Genomic DNA, 16,947 nt, shown 5'->3' on the forward strand with positions numbered 1-16,947 from the left:
GGCGGTATGGCAGTCTTCAAGACTCGGGAGTATTGTCCCTAAGGTACTTGAGCAGCTCTTTGGCCGCCTTGGACTCCAGACCTTTTTCGGCATCTTTGCTGACTTCCTTGGCAGTGGCACGCACCATCTGACGCAGCTTCTGACGGTCAAATGCGGGGTGTTCCTCTACCAGCGCCTGGATCTCGCTGTCGCCTTCGGTGAGCAAACGATCGCGAATTTTTTCCAGTACATGCTGACGGGCTGCCTGGTTGTTGTTCTTGTTGGCCAGTTTGTCCAGCGAAGCGACTATGGCCTCGGTGTCCAGGTTACGCATCAGTTTGCCAATAAATTGGACCTGACGGCGCAGGGCCTCACTGTTGGGTTTAATTTTTTTGGCTGCAGCCAGGGCATCCAGCAAGTCTTCTTCCAGATCCAGCTTTTCGAGCTGGCTCTTGCTCAGACCAAGCAGACGCTTACCCAGGTCCTGGGCAGCATGGGATTCCCGCTTGAAAGATGACTTACTGACATAGTTTTCGTCATCATCATAGGGCTGTTTGAAATTCTCTGGATCGCCAACGACGTTCATTCGCTAAAAACCTCTCTACACGCAATCCGGCAATATTACCATTAAGCAGGGGAAACTGCTGCCTCGGGCGCAGATTTTGTCTGCAAAGGGAGCACATTTGTGGATGTGATTTGCCACAGGGCTTTGTTATGCTTAGCCCCATCAGGCAGTGAACAAGAGCAAGACAGTGTCATCTAACAAAATTGAATTGGAATTGAACGCCCTCAAGGATGCCGTGGCCATGGCGCTGGACTACGCCAAAACCCTGGGAACCGGCGCCGCCGAAGTGGCCATCAGCAAGCAACAGGGATTGTCGGTTTCTACCCGACTCAAGGAAGTGGAAACCGTTGAATTCAATAAAGACGGTGCACTGGGGATCACGGTATTCCGCGATGGCTGCAAGGGCAGTTCATCCACCTCTGATTTAAGCCCCGAGGCCATCCGTCAGGCAGTAAAGGCCGCAGATGATATCGCCCGCTACACCTCCTCTGACCCCTGCAACGGTTTGGCAGAAGCCAGTTTAATGGCCAAAGCCGTGGCTGATTTGGATCTCTATCATCCAGAGAGCCTGACTCCGGAAGAGCTGACAGAGCTTGCTGTTCGCGCCGAGGCTGCTGCCCTCGACGCCGATCCGCGCATTAAAAATTCCGATGGTGCCAGCGCCAATGCCCACACGGGTATCAAGGTGTATGGCAACAGCCATGGTTTCCTCAATGGCTACTGCTCTTCACGTTACTCCTTAAGCTGCGTTGTGATTGGCGAAGAAGACGATGGCAACATGCAGCGGGATTACGATTACAGCATTTCCCGCAAATATGCCGAGCTGCTGTCTCCCGAGCTGGTGGGGCAAAAGGCTGCTGCCAAGACATTAAGTCGCCTCGGTGGCCGCAAAATTGCCACAGGTACCATGCCGGTACTCTTTGCCCACGAGGTTGCCACCGGCCTCATTGGTCATCTTATCAGTGCAATCAGTGGTTCCAGCCTGTACCGCAAATCCAGCTTCCTGCTGGATGCGCTGGACACCCAGGTGTTCCCCGAGTGGCTGAATATCCGCGAAGAGCCGCATCTGCTGGCGGGCCTTGCCAGCGCCCCCTACGACAGCGAAGGGGTGGCGACTGTGGACAGAGACATCATCAGGGACGGGCTGCTCGCCACCTACCTGCTGACCTCCTATTCGGCCCGTAAACTGGGGATGACCAACACAGGTCATGCCGGTGGTATTTACAACTGGACCCTGAATGACACAGGCGTGGATTTCGATGCCCTGGTACGCCAGATGGACAAGGGGCTTATCGTGACCGAAGTCATGGGGCAGGGCGTGAACATGGTGACGGGTGATTATTCCCGCGGCGCGGCCGGTTTCTATGTGGAGAACGGTGAAATCCAGTTCCCGGTGGAAGAAATCACCATCGCCGGTAACCTTAAAGACATGTATCGCAGTATTCAGGCCGTGAGTCAGGACAGAGATCTGCGCTCTTCCATCCGCGCCGGCGGTATCCTGCTGGATAGCATGAAGGTAGCAGGTAACTGATACGCCTGACAGAATCGGCCATTCAGGCCAAAAAAAGCCCCGTATTGCCGGGGCTTTTTTGTAGCCGATTTTAGCCAAAACCCGGTGAAGGCATCACTCAGCCAGTGGACCGGCTATGGCTGCAGTTTGTCTTGTTTGGAGGCGGCTTCTGCAGCGGTTGGCGGCGCGTCTGTGGCTTGAACTTCTGGTGTGATGACAGAGGGTGCTTGTATCTCTGGATGTAACACAGCTTCTCTGTAGGCTGCGATGGTGCCATCATGCATCATCTCGGTAAGCGCCTGCACCAGCTGCCTGGCAACACTGTTGGGTGACGGTATACCCGGCTGATTGTTTGCGGACATCGGCTTGTCGGCTAAAAAGTCCGGGTTGGCTATCTCTTGAAAATGAGCACTCTTGCGGGAAAAACCAAAGAACATGGTGCGGGGCTTTTCGCAGCAATCAGGGTGCAGTTTGAGGCCATCACCCCCTTCCTGATGGAGGTAATACTCCAGGGTAAATTCATCATAAATAAAGAAGTCGCCCTTGTTGGCCCTGAGCATGGCAAAGGCCTTGGGAATATCCAGGTCCTGGGGGCGGCGCTGATTGAGTCCCTTGGGCAGTCCGCCAAGGTCGTAACTGCCGGGTGCCATCAGAAGCACCATCTTATGGGGAACCAGCTCATCGAGCTGTTTGATATCCGGCGAATTTATCCGGCTGATCCCGGTATAGCGCTCCGGCAGGCCGTTCGGGAAAAACCAGGCATATTTGGCACGCTTCGGGGTAAAGCTCAAGCTGGGGTAGAAATCGATATGGCCCTGCTCCAATTCGCGAATAATGCGGTTTTTCGGGGCACGGATTATGGTCAGGTTGCAGCCAATACGCTTTGCTGCCTCCTCAAAGAGGGTGACAAAAAGCCCGGTATCCGTGGGCTCTGCGTGAATATAAGGCAGGCGTTCGTTGGTGCGGTAACCCATGGTCAACTCGCACCCAACAGCGGGCACATTCAAGAGCATCAACAGTAAGAATAACGGCGGCCTCACTTAATATATCTCCTTGATTGCTCTGTTCTTGGCTTCATGCCTGCTTAAGAGTTACACAAAAAACTGGGTGGGGGAAAACAGAAATAGCGTACGAACGCGTAAATTTGATCTGGATCCCGGTGGCCATTGGTCTTATGCTTGGCCGGTTTTTAACCAAAGGAGCAAATCAGTGAGCAAGCATCACGATCATGGCCGCGGAGAGATCCGCGACAACGCCGTCAAGGCGCTGGTGACCTCAGACCTGTTCAGGTTGAAGGTCGAGAAACCGAAAAAAGGCAAAGGGTCTTATCAACGCAAGGCTCGCAACCAGAAGGGGCATCAGCTTAAGGGCGATGCCCCTTTTGATTTTAGGGCGTTTGGCACGGCAAAGACAAAAAACGGGCATAAAGCCCGTTTTTTAATGCGCTGAACGTCAGTCTTCCAGGGCGACCAATTCGGCCCAGAGATCATGCTCGTCCGAGGCAACGATACGGGCACGCACCATATCACCGGGAGTCAGCTCGGTTTCGCCATTGATAAACACCATGCCATCGATTTCAGGGGCATCGGCGTAAGAGCGGCCGATGGCACCTTCTTCGTCAACATCATCAATCAGAATATCCAGCTCACGGCCAACCAGACGGGCCAGACGCTCGGCGCTGATTTCGGCCTGTACTTCCATAAAGCGCTCGTATCTGTCTTCTTTCACTTCTTCGCTGATAAGCTCGGCCAGGGTATTGGCCACGGCGCCATCCACCTCGGAATACTTGAAACAGCCAACGCGATCGAGGCGTGCTTCACGCAGGAAGTCCAGCAGCATTTCGAAGTCTTCTTCGGTTTCGCCGGGGAAGCCCACGATAAAGGTAGAGCGGATCACCAGGTCAGGGCAGATCTCACGCCATTTCTTGATGGCATCCAACTGGCGGTCAACCCGGCCCGGACGCTTCATCATCTTGAGAACGCGTGGGCTGGCGTGCTGCAGCGGCAGGTCCAGGTAAGGCAGAATGAGACCTTCGGCCATCAGCGGGATCAAGTCGTCAACCCAGGGGTATGGGTACACGTAGTGCAGACGCACCCAGGCGCCCATCTTACCCAGCTGGCGTGCCAGGCTGGTGATGTCCTGTTTTACCGGCATGCCGTTCCAGAAGTCGGTGCGGCCATCTTTGTCTTTGCCGTAGGCGGAGGTGTCCTGGCTCACTACCAGAATTTCCTGTACGCCGCTTTCAACCAAACGCTTGGCTTCGTCCAGCACACTGCCGACGCCGCGGCTGTCCAGGTCGCCACGCAGGGCTGGGATGATGCAGAAGGTGCAGCGGTTGTCACAGCCTTCAGAAATCTTCAGGTAGGCGTAGTGCTTGGGCGTCAGCTTTACACCTGTCTGGGGGATCAACGAGGTGAAAGGGTTGTGCTCAGGCTTTGGCACATACTTGTGTACGTGGTTCAGCACAGCCTCATAGCTGTGGGGGCCGGTGATTTCCAGCACATCGGGGTGCACTTCGCGAATTTGGTTTTCTTTGGCACCCAAACAGCCGGTCACAATCACCTTGCCGTTTTCTTCAAGGGCTTCACGCACGGCGTCCAGCGACTCTTCCACAGCGGCATCGATAAAGCCACAGGTGTTTACAATCACCAGATCGGCATTGTCGTAGCTGTTGGTTACCTCGTAACCGTCGATACGCAGCTGGGTCAGAATGCGCTCTGAGTCCACCAGATTCTTGGGGCAGCCCAGGCTGACAAAGCCGATACGATTGCCCTGAATGGTGCCGTCGCTGGCCTTGGCTTCTGCTGCCAGGGTCTTGGCTGGGGTCTCGAGCGTGGTAGTCTGCTTGGGATCAAAAGTTTCGACTGTCTTGTTCAAAGTGCGCGTTCCGATATTGCGTGACTGGTTTCATTTACCGCGCCGGGCCGGGTGCACAGTGGCTTGGGCTGTGGGCAGTAAAAAAGTGCGCGCGATTATACCGCAAGTGCCCGAAAGGTACAGGGTGTGTGGTGAAAATTTGTTCAGCAAGATGATGGAAAATTTTTTTGAAAAATTTAACCCTTTTTGAATTTTATGTCGTTTGTAACGTCAGACAGATTTGAAAACCAAGGAGAATCCCATGAAAAAAACTCTGACAGCCCTCGGCGTGAGTGCCCTGTTTGCCGTGACAGCCCTGACTTCATCAGCACAGGCAAACGAGTTCCCCACTTTGGACACCACGGGAGTCGCCGAGCTGAAAGTGACGCCCGACACCGCCGTTATCTCGGTTGAGGTGGTATCCAAAGGTAAGGATCCCCGTTATGTAAAGGGCGCTTCTGACAAGGCCGTGGCCGGTTTTATCAAGCGTTTGGAGGCCGCCGGTGTGAAGCGCGAGCAGATTGAAAGTGCCAATCTCATCATCAATCCCGAGTACAAGTACCACAAGGATGCCGAGCCTCAGCTGATAGGTTATGGCGCCAATCGCCGGGTGACGGTGCGCATCACAGATGTGTCCAGAGTGAATGAAATAGTGGACTCGGCGCTGACCGAAGGAATCAACCGGGTGGGCAATATCAGCTTTGAGCTCAGCGATGACAGCGCCGCCCGTGCCAGGGTGCGGGAGCTTGCCATTGCCGATGCCAAGTCCAAGGCCGAGTCGCTGGCCCAGGGCTTTGGCGCCAAAATTCAGGGCGTGTGGCATATACGCTACTACGATCAGGGGCCGGTTCGCCCGGTGATGTACAAAGCGGCCATGATGGAAGCCGACAATGGGGTAGGGCAAAGCTATCAGTCCGGTGACATTACCCTGTCGGACAGGGTCGAAGTGACTTATCGACTGAAAGACTGATCTGAATTTCGTGTGGTCTGACTGGTTTGCGAACAATATAGAGAGCCGATACCGGCTCTCTATATCTTTTTAAAGCAGAGGATTAGTTGCTGAGCTTCAGCTGATAAAAGGCCAGATCCAGCCAGCGATCAAACTTATAGCCCACTTCTTTTAAGGTGCCAGCATGTTCAAAGCCAAGCTTCTGGTGCAGGGCTATGCTGGCATTGTTGCTGGCATCTATGCCGCCCACCATCATATGCAATCCGGCATCCTTCGCCGCTTGAATAAGCGCCTGCATCAGCTGCAGTGCGACCCCTTTGCCACGGTGATCCGGATGAACATAAACAGAGTGCTCCACCGAATAGAGGTTTGCCGGAAAGCCCCGGAATGGGCCATAGCTGGCAAATCCCATCAAGTCACCCTTTTCATCAAAGGCACCCAGCACAGGGTACGCCCCCTCCTTTTGTGCAAACCAGGCTGCAATTCTTGCCATGTCCCTTGGCTCATATTCGTAGAGCGCTGTGGTGTTGGCGATGGCGTGGTTAAAGATGTGCTGAATGATGGCGCCGTGTTGTTCGAATTGGCAGGAAGCTATGTGCATAGTGGTAAGGAGTCAGTAAGAAGATGACCAGTATGCCAAGGGTGCAGCGCCCTTGCCAGCGTCTCGCCGGGTTGCTGCTGTGCAGATGAAAGCCCGGATATTGGGAACACTGGTCTTATCATTTCAATTAACAATGCTGGATCATTTGATTAACACCGGGTGATTCGCTAGCTTTAGGGTTACATCATGTAGTTTGTGCCGTTTCAGGCTGCGTCGTTGGTGTCTGTGTCGCACGGTACGCCGTGATTTGACTAACAAGATAAAGACAAGGAGCCCATTGTGAGCTTTATTGCAAAGACCTCTACCCTGATAATGGCACTGGGTTTGGCTACAGTGCCTGCGATTGGCAATGCCAAAAACGACAATGCCTTAGACAATGCCAACCCCAATGCATCCTTCCTGCGCTGTGGTACCAAGCAGCCCAGCATCCAGGAAGCCGAATTACGTGAGAAACATTTTCAAACTCTGAAGGCCGCCAAAGGTAAGCCAGGTGGTGGCGGAGGCGGTGGTGGCAGCACTTATCAGCCTCGTCCCAATGGCAGCGTGGTGGTTGATGTGTATATGCACGTAATCACTGATAACGGCGGCAATGGTGATTTGTCTGCAGGTGCAATAAATTCCCAAATCAATGTGCTGAACGATGCTTATGCCAATACGCCCTTTACCTTTAAAGTGGCAGGTATCACCCGTACGGCCAATAACAGTTGGTTCACGGCTACCCATGGTTCAACCGCTGAGAAGGAAATGAAGGCGGCACTGCGCCAGGGCGATGCCTCAGACCTCAACTTCTACACCAACAACATGGGCGGCGGCCTCCTGGGCTGGGCAACCTTCCCAAGCAGCTATGCATCCGATCCGGTAAATGACGGTGTGGTTGTGCTCTACTCCAGCCTGCCCGGCGGCAGTGCCGCGCCCTATAATGAAGGCGACACAGGTACCCATGAAGTGGGCCACTGGCTGGGGTTGTATCACACCTTCCAGGGTGGCTGCAGCGGCAATGGTGACTATGTTGCCGATACTCCGGCAGAGCGCAGCCCTGCTTATGGTTGTCCTGTGAACCGTGATTCCTGCGCCGGTAGCCGTTATCCCGGCCTGGACCCCATCACCAACTTCATGGATTACACCGACGACTCCTGCATGTATGAGTTTTCGGAAGGTCAGGCCAACCGCGCCGATGAACTGAGCTTTACCTACCGTAATCTCTAATCATTGGACTGTTCAAAAGGCACCCTCGGGTGCCTTTTTTGTTGGAGAAGTTGCCCTACCTGACCACCAATACGGGACAGTGGGCTTTGTTCACTACCTGCGCTGCCACATTGGGATGTAGCCAGTGGGTGAAAGGGGCATGATGATGGCAGCCGATGACTACCATGGCAACATCATCCCGTGCCGCCTCGGCAAGGATCTGGCTGGTGGCATTGCCCTTGTCTATTTGTATTTCCACTTCCTGATCCGGTGGCAGGCCGGCCAGCAAGGCGTTGATCCTTTCTTTGGCATAGGCTGCCGAATGGGCCTGCTGCTCTGTGGCGTTGGCTACCACTATGCCGAAGTTGTCTTCATGGTGTGGCTCTGTGGTGATGTCATCGCCATAAGGACGACTTATCACGTGCAGCAGGCGCAGTTTTTGATGGCTCTTTTGGGCGAGATCCAGAGCCTGTTGCAGAGCGTGGGTTGAGCTTTCAGAGAAGTCTGTTGGGTAGAGAATATATTGCTTGTCCATACTTCCCTCCTTTGGCTGAATGTAGGGGAAGGGCACTTTAAATTATAGTGTTTTTTCTGTCGGCTAAAGGTTTGATACAGGGGCTTATAGAAGGGATAACGCGATTTTAAGGTAACAAAAACCCCGGCATTGGCCGGGGCTTGTTGTGCGGAATTAAGTGCGCCGTTTCGGGGCGCGTACGCCTTAATCCACCAAAGCGTACTGCTCTTTGAGGATGGCGATGATTTCTGCCTTGGGATTGTCGGACAGTTCAATCTTGCGGCCAGTTACCTTCTCGGCGATGCCGGTGTAAGTACGGGATACATTCATCATGGCATCCAGCGGCAGGGCATTGTCGCGGGCCAGGGCTTCACGTTCCGGCATCCGGTCTTTGTTGAGCAGGATGTCCGGATCAGGGAAGTGGTTCAGCAGGAACTGACGGAAACCTTCTTTTGAATTTTCCACAATTTTGCCGTCGCGGTAGGCGGCGCCTTCCCAAATACGGGAAGAATCCGGGGTGCCTACTTCGTCCATGTAAATCAGCTTGGAATTGCCGTTGCGGTCGGTGACATAGCCAAATTCAAACTTGGTATCCACAAACACCTGATCAAGTTTGGCCAGCGCTTCGGAAATTACGCCAAAACCTTCTTTGAGCAGCTTTTCGTACAGGTCGATATCTTCTTTCTTTTCAAAACCAAAGGCTTCGAAGTTGGCTTCGATATCGGCGCGGCTGATGTTTACATCGTCCTGTTCTGGCACGCCGGGAATACCGGTGAGAATGCCCTTGGTGGACGGGGTGATCAAAAGCTCAGGCAACTTCTGATCTTTTTCCAGTCCTTCTGGCAATGTGATGCCACAGAACACACGCTCGCCCTTTTGGTAAGCGCGCCACATAGAGCCTGTGATGTATTGGCGAATGATGGCTTCAACCTTGATGGGGCGGGCTTTTTGCACGATCCAAACAAAAGGATGTGGAATGTCCAGAATATGGCTGTCGGCCAGACCGTTCTCTTTGAACAGCCCAAACCAGTGGTTGGAGATGGCATTGAGGGCCGCGCCCTTACCGGGAATACCACGCAAATCGCCTTCACCGTGGAAGATGCAATCGAAGGCGGAGATACGGTCAGAGATCACCATGATGGCCAGCGGCGTGTCGGCAGGGACATCGTAGCCGCGTTCGCGGATAAGGCGGGCGCTGTCGGCCTCGGTCAGCCAGTAAACGCTGCGTACCTTGCCGCTGTGCACAGGTTTGTCGGTACGGATGGGCAGGTCGTTGTTCACGGCCAGTACGGAATCAGCAAGACTCATGACGAGTATTCCTCTGAATGTGTGGGGTCAGTGTTAAGTCGGGCAGGCTTATTATGGTGTGTGCCTGTTTCCCGGAATATCGGGGATTGCAGCGAATGATACGAGAGCGCATTCAGAAAAGTGCGTTTGGTATCCAGACTGTGATTGGGATGGTTCACTGACTATCTGCCCACTGCAAAAGATGGGGTATTTTACAACGATTGGGAAAATTTGCCATGGCGACGGTAGTCCGTACAGCTAAAAGACTGTTCGCTGCATTAGATACCAAAAGGCCCGCCGTAGCGGCGGGCACTCGAGGGTCAGGTGGCTTGTTTGAGCTTTTCCCGGGTGACCTCAAAGGCTTTTTGGGTCGTCTTGCAGGGCGCACGCCCCAGATAGCTCACCAGCACTATGGTGGTGGCGCTGACAATAAATCCGGGCACGATTTCATATATCAGGCTGGACAGCGGTTGACTGTTTTCAAGCAGTGGCAGCTGACTCCAGACAATGACAGTGCCCGCACCACTGATGATGCCAGCGACTGCACCGCTGTGGGTCATTCTGCGCCAGAACAGGCTCAAGAGTACAAGGGGGCCGAAAGCGGCACCAAAGCCTGCCCAGGCATTGCCGACCAGAGACAGTATGCTGGCGTTATTGTCCAGCGCCAGCAAGGTTGCCACCGCCGCCACCGCGAGCACGCCGATGCGACCTGCGGTCACAGTGGCTTTCTGATCCATTTCTTTATGAAACAGGGCGCGATAAACATCCTCAGACAGTGAACTGGATGACACCAGGAGCTGCGAGGAAATGGTGCTCATAATCGCTGCCAGAATCGCCGCCAACAGGAAGCCACTGATAAGCGGATGAAACAGGATCTCAGAAAATAGAATGAAGATAGTCTCACCATCATCCAAACCCGGCTTGAATTTGTTCACGTAAGCCACGCCGATGAGTCCGGTTGCCAACGCGCCTATGATGGTGACCAACATCCAGCTCATGCCGATATTTCTGGCTGTCGCAATGTCCTTCACCGAACGAATTGCCATAAAGCGCACAATGATATGGGGCTGACCAAAGTAACCCAGTCCCCAGGCGAGGCTGGAGATGATGGCCAATAGACTCATTTGTTCGAAGGAGTCGGTCAACGGCGTAATGCTGCGCCCGGCCTGGTCCAGCATTTCGCTGCCACTGTTGAACTCCTGCAGTGCAACCAAGGGTACCAACACCAATGCGATGAACATGATACAACCTTGCACGAAGTCAGTCAGACTGACCGCCAGAAACCCACCGAGCAGTGTGTAGGCTACCACCACAGACACAGTGACCAGCAAACCGACTTGGTAGTGTAAGCCAAACGCCGATTCAAAAAACTTACCGCCAGCGACCAATCCTGCGGATGTGTACAGGGTGAAAAATAGGATGATGACTGCCGCTGAAATCATGCGCACCGAGCCGTTGTCTTTATTGAAGCGCTTGCTGAAAAAGTCTGGCAGTGTGAGGGCGTCATTGGCTTCTTCGGTGAACACTCTGAGTCTGGGGGCGACCAGCAGATAATTCAGCAGGGCACCGAGCAACAATCCTGCTGCAATCCACAGGGCGTCGTAGCCCATGGTAAACATGGCGCCGGGCAGCCCCATCAGCATCCAACCGCTCATGTCGGATGCCCCGGCGGAAAGGGCGGTAACTTGGGGGCTGACCTGACGCCCGCCAAGCATATAGCCCGCAAGATCATCGGTGGAATTACGATAGGCAAACAGCCCTATTGCCAACATGGCAATAAAGTAGAGTGCCAGCGAAATATAGCTGGAGTGTTCCATTTAAAAATTACCTGCTTTTCGAAGGAAGTATATTTTTGATATTGGCTGATAGCCAAGGGAATATATAGCTTGAGAGAATTAGCCAAAAGCAGACTAATTGAACTGAATAAATAAGCTTATTTTTAATAGCGGTAGTATCCAGTAACACGTTCGTGTCTGGATCCTGTGAGTTAGAGGATGACATGATGATTTCCTTTTTAACTGCTTGATTGTAATCGCGGAAAAAATCATTTGAAAGCCAACTAAGTCAACATTTTCGTGTTGTATTTTTTAGCATTCGAATGAATTTGACCGGGCTATTATGTAAATTATCGGCTGAATTTTCAAGGCCGGTTGAAGATGTGTTCTATTTCTTGGTTGATTTTGTCGTCAGCCGATTCTTAATATTTTCCCGTAGGGCAGTGACTTACGGTAGAATAATTTTTCTGAAATTATTTAGTCAGACTTTAATAATTTCTGCGGTTATTTAGCAGTCTGGGGAGAATATTTTACCTGCAAACAAGTTTGTCCTGATTGGTTAATACTGAGGAAGGTGCGAATAAGTGAGGTGCAAGTAAGCGGGGCATGCACGCGATGGGGCACGGCCTGACATAGAAAGTGTAACTTCACAAAAGTGTAACTATACACATATGGAATTTCATATATTATGGCAGCCATATATGATTGAGGAGGCGGCGATGGATGTAGTGAGTTTTTTCAAAGCGCTGGCCGATGATACCCGGCTCAGAATCCTGATGCTGATTGTGGGGGAAACTGAGCTGTGCGTGTGTGAGCTGACGGAGGCGCTTAATCTGAGTCAGCCCAAAATTTCACGCCATTTACGTCTTTTAAAAGACGCAGGCTTGCTGACAGACAGGCGTCAGGGCCAGTGGGTGTACTACCGCCAGGCCGATGACCTGCCACTGTGGTGTGCCGGGCAACTGGCACATTTGGCGCAGAAAGGACCAGACTGGCTGGTGGATGAAAAACAACGTTTGGCGACCATGGGTTGCAGACCCGGACGCTGCTGTTAATAGCGTGTCTGACTGGGAGAAGAGACAAAATGAGCAAGATTAAAGTAGGTATCAACGGTTTTGGCCGCATGGGGCGTCTCACGCTGCGCTCAGCATGGAACAGTGACGCGTTTGAATTTGTACATATCAACGACCCGGCGGGGGATGCCACGGCGCTGGCGCACCTGCTGGAATTTGATTCCGTCCATGGCCGTTGGCAGCATCCGGTGGCCAGCGATGGCTGCAATATCCTCATTGGTGAAAAGCGGATCAGCACCAGTATGAACAAGACCATCGAAGAAACCGACTGGTCGGGCTGCGATCTGGTGATTGAGGCCTCCGGCAAGATGAAAACCAGGGCGGTGCTTGAAGCCTATCTTGCTCAGGGCGTTAAGCGGGTTGTGGTGACGGCACCCGTGAAGGAAGAAGGCGTGCTTAACGTGGTGATGGGGATTAACCACGAGCTGTACAACCCGGATGTGCACCCGATTGTTACTGCGGCTTCCTGCACCACCAACTGTCTGGCGCCCGTGGTTAAGGTGATCCACGAGGGGCTGGGCATCAAGCATGGCTCCATGACCACCATTCATGACATCACCAACACCCAAACCATTCTGGATGCACCTCACAAGGACCTGCGTCGGGCACGCGCCTGCGGTATGAGCCTTATCCCTACCACCACAGGCAGCGCCACCGCCATTACCCATATTTTCCCCGAGCTCAAGGGACGCCTTAACGGCCACGCCGTGCGGGTGCCGCTGGCCAATGCCTCGCTGACCGACTGCGTATTCGAAGTGGAGCGCCCCACCACTGAAGTGGAGGTGAATGCCCTGCTCAAGGCCGCCGCAGAAGGCGAACTCAAGGGCATTTTGGGATTTGAAGAAAGACCGCTGGTGTCCATCGACTATCGCACCGATCCCCGCTCCAGCGTGGTGGATGCCCTGTCCACCATGGTGGTTAACGGCACCCAGGTTAAGCTCTATTGCTGGTACGACAACGAGTGGGGTTATGCCAACCGCGTGGCCGAACTGGCGTTGATGGTCGGACAACGGGATAAGGCGTAAATCCTATGTTTGCGAGGGGCAATACACTGACGCCGGATCAGCGTCAATACCTGTTGGTCACTGCCAACTACTGGGCCTTTACCCTTACCGATGGGGCCCTGCGGATGTTGGTGGTGCTCTACTTCCACCAGTTGGGGTATGGGCCGCTGGCGATCGCCATGTTGTTCCTGTTCTACGAGTTTTTTGGCGTGGTGACCAATCTTGTAGGGGGCTGGCTGGGTGCCCGTATTGGTCTTAATCGCACCATGAATATAGGTATGGGGCTGCAGATTCTGGCACTGGGCATGCTGTTGGCGCCGTCGGCCTGGCTCACTGTGGCCTGGGTGATGGCGGCTCAGGCGCTGTCAGGTATTGCCAAAGACCTCAATAAGATGAGTGCCAAGAGCGCCATCAAGTCTCTGGTGCCCAAGGATGGTGCAGATGACCGGCTGTTCAAGTACGTGGCCCTGCTTACCGGCTCGAAAAACGCCCTCAAGGGCGTGGGTTTCTTTGTCGGCGGGGCACTGTTGTCGCTGGTTGGCTTTACAGGTGCCGTTGCAATCCTGCTGATCCTGCTGGGGCTGGTTTGGCTTGATAGCCTGAGTGGTCTCAGGCATGAGCTCGGCAAGGCCAAAAACAAGCCAAAATTCAAAGAGATTTTTTCTAAAAGTGCCAGAGTCAATACCCTGTCGGCAGCGCGATTTTTTTTGTTTGCGGCAAGAGATGTCTGGTTCGTGGTGGCACTGCCTGTGTCCCTCGCCAGTCTTTTTGGCTGGAGCCATTGGCAGGTCGGGAGTTTTCTGGCGGCCTGGATTATTGGTTATGGCATGGTACAGGCTGCTGCCCCTCGGCTTATTCGCCGAAAGGGGCGCTTGCCCGGTGGCCGTGAAGCCACCTTTTGGGTGGTGTTGCTGGCCTTGTCACCGGCGGCTATCGCCATGGGGTTGTATGCCATGGGGGATGCCGGACAGGGCGGCAGTTTAAGCCTCTACTGGTTGCTTGCAGGGCTACTGATTTTTGGCGTGCTCTTTGCCATCAACTCGGCACTGCACAGTTTTTTGATAGTGCATTATGCCGATGAAGACGGGGTTTCGCTGGATGTGGGATTCTACTACATGGCCAATGCCGCTGGCCGTCTTATGGGTACACTGTTATCGGGAGCCGTGTTCCAATTTTATGGTCTGGAAGCCTGTTTATGGGTCAGTGCGCTGATGTTGGGTATTACCGCTTTCATCAGTTTAAGACTACCTGACAATAGCGTCGGTTAACATTATCGGGTATTAATTGCTGCTACACTTGAACCAAGTCTTTAATGCAGGAGCCTGAATGGAACGGTCGGTGCGAGTTGCTGTTAATTGCGGGGGGGCCAATCGTGGGTAAACTCTTTGCCAGCGCCCGTAAACTTGAGGAACAGCCGCTTCAGCCTGAGGCTCCTGTTGCCCCCTGGATCATCGGTATTATTGACGATGAGCCTGCCATTCACGATGTTACCCGTTTGGCCCTGAAACATGTTCGTGTATTCGGACGCCCCCTTGAGTTTGTATCGGCATTCAATGCCAAAGAAGGCTTCGAGCTGGTGAAAAAACACCCCGAGATGGCATTGGTGCTGTTGGACGTGGTGATGGAAACCGATGAGGCCGGTTTGATGCTGGTGGACCGCATTCGCAATGAACTCGATAACCACCTGTTGCAAATTGTCCTCAGGACAGGCCAGCCCGGATATACCCCCGAAGAAGAAGTTATCCTCAAGTACGAAATCAACTCCTACAAGACCAAGAGCGAGCTGACACGCAATAAACTGTTTACTGTGGTGGCAACTGGACTGCGATGTTTCAGTCAGATGGATGCATTGGAGCGCAGTCGTCAGGGATTAAGGTCGGTAATTAATGCGGCCGCAAATCTGTTTCAGGAACGATCGCTCCATGAGTTTGCCGGTGGGGTGCTCGAGCAAATTGATGCCCTCTTTAACATCAAGGCCGATAGCCTGTTTTGTGTCTCCAAACGGCCAATGAACGGGCCCTTTGCCATAGATTCCGGTAATCACGAGTTTTTTGTGGTGGCCGCCAGTGACAAGTTCCGCTCCTTTTACGGTAAGAGTCTGGACGAGTTGAGTCCCGAGCTTGAGCAGCGCAAGCTGGTGCAGGAAACCCTCAACGCCCATCAACATGTATTTCATCCCAACAGTAGTTGTTTATATCTGTCGACGCCATCGGGCTGGCAGGGGGTGATCGTCGCCGAAAATGCCACCGGTCTGACCAAGGTGGATCAGGAGCTGTTACAGGTGTTTTGCCTGAACGTGGCACTTGGGCTGGAAAATGCCAAGTTTTTTGCTCACCTCAACAAGGCGGCCTTTTTCGATGAGCTGACCGGCCTGCACAACCGCGCCGGATTGGTGGAGTATGGCGCCAGTTTCCTGAAACAATTTGACCCTGGGGCTGCGAGTCTCTTTATGGTGGATATCGATTATTTCCACCAGATTATCGAGTCCCTGGGGTACGAGTTTGGTAACAACATTCTGGACAAAATGTCGCGGGTATTGCGCAAAGAATTTTCGACCCGTGCCCTGATTGCCCGCTTGCATGCGGATGTGTTTGCCGTGCTCTTGCCTGAGGTAAAACTCACCGCCCATGAGTTGGCGGTGCGCTGCGCCAAACCCCTGATGATAGACGAGCAATCGATTCGATTGGGTCTTACCGTGGGCTGCGCCGTGCTGGATGCTACTCAAGAGCCTGATATGGAACAGTTGCTCAGGCATGCCGAGTCGGCGCTGAAGGTGGCCAAGGAGCACAGGCGTGGCTCCGGTGAAACCTTTAACAAGCGCTACGAGCAGGCATCTAGAGACAGCATGACCGTGCTCAGCGACCTGCGCATTGCTCTGGATAATCGGGAACTCTATCTGGTGCTGCAACCCAAGGTGAACATTCACACCGGTGCCGTAGTGGGTTATGAGGCGCTCATCCGCTGGCAGCATCCGGAAAAGGGCAACATTCCCCCGGGCGCCTTTATCCCGGCAGTGGAAAAATCCGGCCTCTATTACGGCCTGGATCTCTATGTAGCGCGGGCGACCTGCGAGCTCATTACTCAGCATCCTGAGCTGAATGTCCCTGTGTCGTTGAACATCTCTGCTAATTCACTGCACCACGAGACCTTTGTCGACGATCTCAAGGCCGAATTTCTCCGGGCCGGCGTGGCTTTTGACCGTGTAGAGCTGGAAATCACCGAAAATGCACTGGTGCACTCAGACCGGGCCATCAGTGAGCTGCATCGGCTGCATCAAAGCGGCTTTATCATCTGCCTGGATGACTTTGGGGCCGGTTTCTCCTCCCTGGGGTATTTATTGCGATTGCCTATTCAGGTCATCAAGATAGACAGAGCCTTTATCTCTCATCTGACCGACAGCGACGAAGCCATCGCCGTGTTGCAGGGGATTTTGCGTATTGGACGGGATCTCAAAAAGCAGCTGATTATTGAGGGAGTTGAAACCGAGGCGCAACTGGAGCTACTGAAATCCATGCAGGTGGATTTTGTGCAGGGATTTTATTTCCACCGGCCTTTGCCCGTTGGCGAGGCACTGGCGCTGCTCGACCCGGCGCGAAGTACCACCGCAGGTCTTTAAACATAAAACTTTTTGAGTTTTATACGCTTTTTC

The 16,947-nt window shown here is 53.4% G+C and carries 15 protein-coding genes; 8 read left to right on the forward strand and 7 right to left on the reverse strand.

The features are described from left to right. Positions 1 to 16: 16 nt before the first annotated feature. Positions 17 to 565, reverse strand: a complete 549-nt coding sequence (gene yjgA, locus K0H79_RS02510; protein WP_220066582.1) for a ribosome biogenesis factor YjgA — start codon at positions 563 to 565, stop codon at positions 17 to 19. Between the two features lie 166 nt (positions 566 to 731). Between yjgA and pmbA the strand changes: the two genes are divergently transcribed. After that, the gene (gene pmbA / locus K0H79_RS02515; RefSeq protein WP_220077196.1) at positions 732 to 2,075 is read left to right on the forward strand and encodes a metalloprotease PmbA; all 1,344 of its coding nucleotides are present in this window, start codon (positions 732 to 734) and stop codon (positions 2,073 to 2,075) included. 113 nt (positions 2,076 to 2,188) lie between these two features. On the opposite strand, the gene K0H79_RS02520 is transcribed toward pmbA, so the two are convergent. Next, positions 2,189 to 3,028, reverse strand: a complete 840-nt coding sequence (locus K0H79_RS02520; protein ID WP_258405461.1) for an ABC transporter substrate-binding protein — start codon at positions 3,026 to 3,028, stop codon at positions 2,189 to 2,191. 235 nt (positions 3,029 to 3,263) lie between these two features. On the opposite strand from K0H79_RS02520, the gene K0H79_RS02525 reads away from it, so the two are divergent. Beyond that, positions 3,264 to 3,503, forward strand: a complete 240-nt coding sequence (locus K0H79_RS02525) for a ribosome alternative rescue factor ArfA (RefSeq protein WP_220077197.1) — start codon at positions 3,264 to 3,266, stop codon at positions 3,501 to 3,503. 3 nt (positions 3,504 to 3,506) lie between these two features. On the opposite strand, the gene rimO is transcribed toward K0H79_RS02525, so the two are convergent. Next, positions 3,507 to 4,931 (reverse strand): 30S ribosomal protein S12 methylthiotransferase RimO, encoded by a 1,425-nt coding sequence (gene rimO / locus K0H79_RS02530; RefSeq protein ID WP_041409650.1) that lies wholly within the window; start codon positions 4,929 to 4,931, stop codon positions 3,507 to 3,509. A 241-nt stretch (positions 4,932 to 5,172) separates the two neighbouring features. Here rimO and K0H79_RS02535 point away from each other — a divergent pair, with 241 nt between their 5' ends. After that, positions 5,173 to 5,880: an SIMPL domain-containing protein gene (locus tag K0H79_RS02535; protein WP_220066586.1), complete on the forward strand. Its 708-nt coding sequence runs from the start codon at positions 5,173 to 5,175 to the stop codon at positions 5,878 to 5,880. 82 nt (positions 5,881 to 5,962) lie between these two features. Here the strand turns inward: K0H79_RS02535 and K0H79_RS02540 are convergent, their stop codons facing one another. Beyond that, positions 5,963 to 6,460 (reverse strand): GNAT family N-acetyltransferase, encoded by a 498-nt coding sequence (locus tag K0H79_RS02540; RefSeq protein WP_220066587.1) that lies wholly within the window; start codon positions 6,458 to 6,460, stop codon positions 5,963 to 5,965. A gap of 279 nt (positions 6,461 to 6,739) precedes the next feature. On the opposite strand from K0H79_RS02540, the gene K0H79_RS02545 reads away from it, so the two are divergent. Next, positions 6,740 to 7,666, forward strand: a complete 927-nt coding sequence (locus K0H79_RS02545; RefSeq protein ID WP_220077198.1) for a zinc metalloprotease — start codon at positions 6,740 to 6,742, stop codon at positions 7,664 to 7,666. 55 nt (positions 7,667 to 7,721) lie between these two features. Here K0H79_RS02545 and K0H79_RS02550 read toward each other — a convergent pair whose 3' ends face one another. From K0H79_RS02550 to putP, 3 genes are all read right to left on the reverse strand, one after another. Continuing rightward, positions 7,722 to 8,180: a universal stress protein gene (locus K0H79_RS02550; RefSeq protein ID WP_220066589.1), complete on the reverse strand. Its 459-nt coding sequence runs from the start codon at positions 8,178 to 8,180 to the stop codon at positions 7,722 to 7,724. A 183-nt stretch (positions 8,181 to 8,363) separates the two neighbouring features. Then, positions 8,364 to 9,467 (reverse strand): phosphoribosylaminoimidazolesuccinocarboxamide synthase, encoded by a 1,104-nt coding sequence (locus tag K0H79_RS02555; protein WP_220066591.1) that lies wholly within the window; start codon positions 9,465 to 9,467, stop codon positions 8,364 to 8,366. A gap of 299 nt (positions 9,468 to 9,766) precedes the next feature. Continuing rightward, entirely contained in the window at positions 9,767 to 11,263 is a 1,497-nt protein-coding gene (gene putP / locus K0H79_RS02560; protein WP_220066592.1) for a sodium/proline symporter PutP, read from the reverse strand. 677 nt (positions 11,264 to 11,940) lie between these two features. Here putP and K0H79_RS02565 point away from each other — a divergent pair. From K0H79_RS02565 to K0H79_RS02580, 4 genes are all read left to right on the forward strand, one after another. After that, positions 11,941 to 12,276, forward strand: a complete 336-nt coding sequence (locus K0H79_RS02565) for a metalloregulator ArsR/SmtB family transcription factor (protein ID WP_220066593.1) — start codon at positions 11,941 to 11,943, stop codon at positions 12,274 to 12,276. Positions 12,277 to 12,305: 29 nt separating this feature from the next. Further along, positions 12,306 to 13,319, forward strand: coding sequence for an ArsJ-associated glyceraldehyde-3-phosphate dehydrogenase (locus tag K0H79_RS02570; protein WP_220066594.1), 1,014 nt, complete (start codon positions 12,306 to 12,308; stop codon positions 13,317 to 13,319). 5 nt (positions 13,320 to 13,324) lie between these two features. Then, a complete protein-coding gene (arsJ, locus tag K0H79_RS02575; RefSeq protein WP_220077199.1) occupies positions 13,325 to 14,566 on the forward strand; it encodes an organoarsenical effux MFS transporter ArsJ in 1,242 nt (413 codons plus the stop codon). A 104-nt stretch (positions 14,567 to 14,670) separates the two neighbouring features. After that, a complete protein-coding gene (locus tag K0H79_RS02580; RefSeq protein ID WP_258405462.1) occupies positions 14,671 to 16,914 on the forward strand; it encodes an EAL domain-containing protein in 2,244 nt (747 codons plus the stop codon). Positions 16,915 to 16,947 lie beyond the last annotated feature (33 nt).

The organism is Shewanella sp. FJAT-52076 (genome assembly GCF_019457455.1).
Classification (GTDB): Bacteria; Pseudomonadota; Gammaproteobacteria; order Enterobacterales; family Shewanellaceae; genus Shewanella; species Shewanella zhangzhouensis.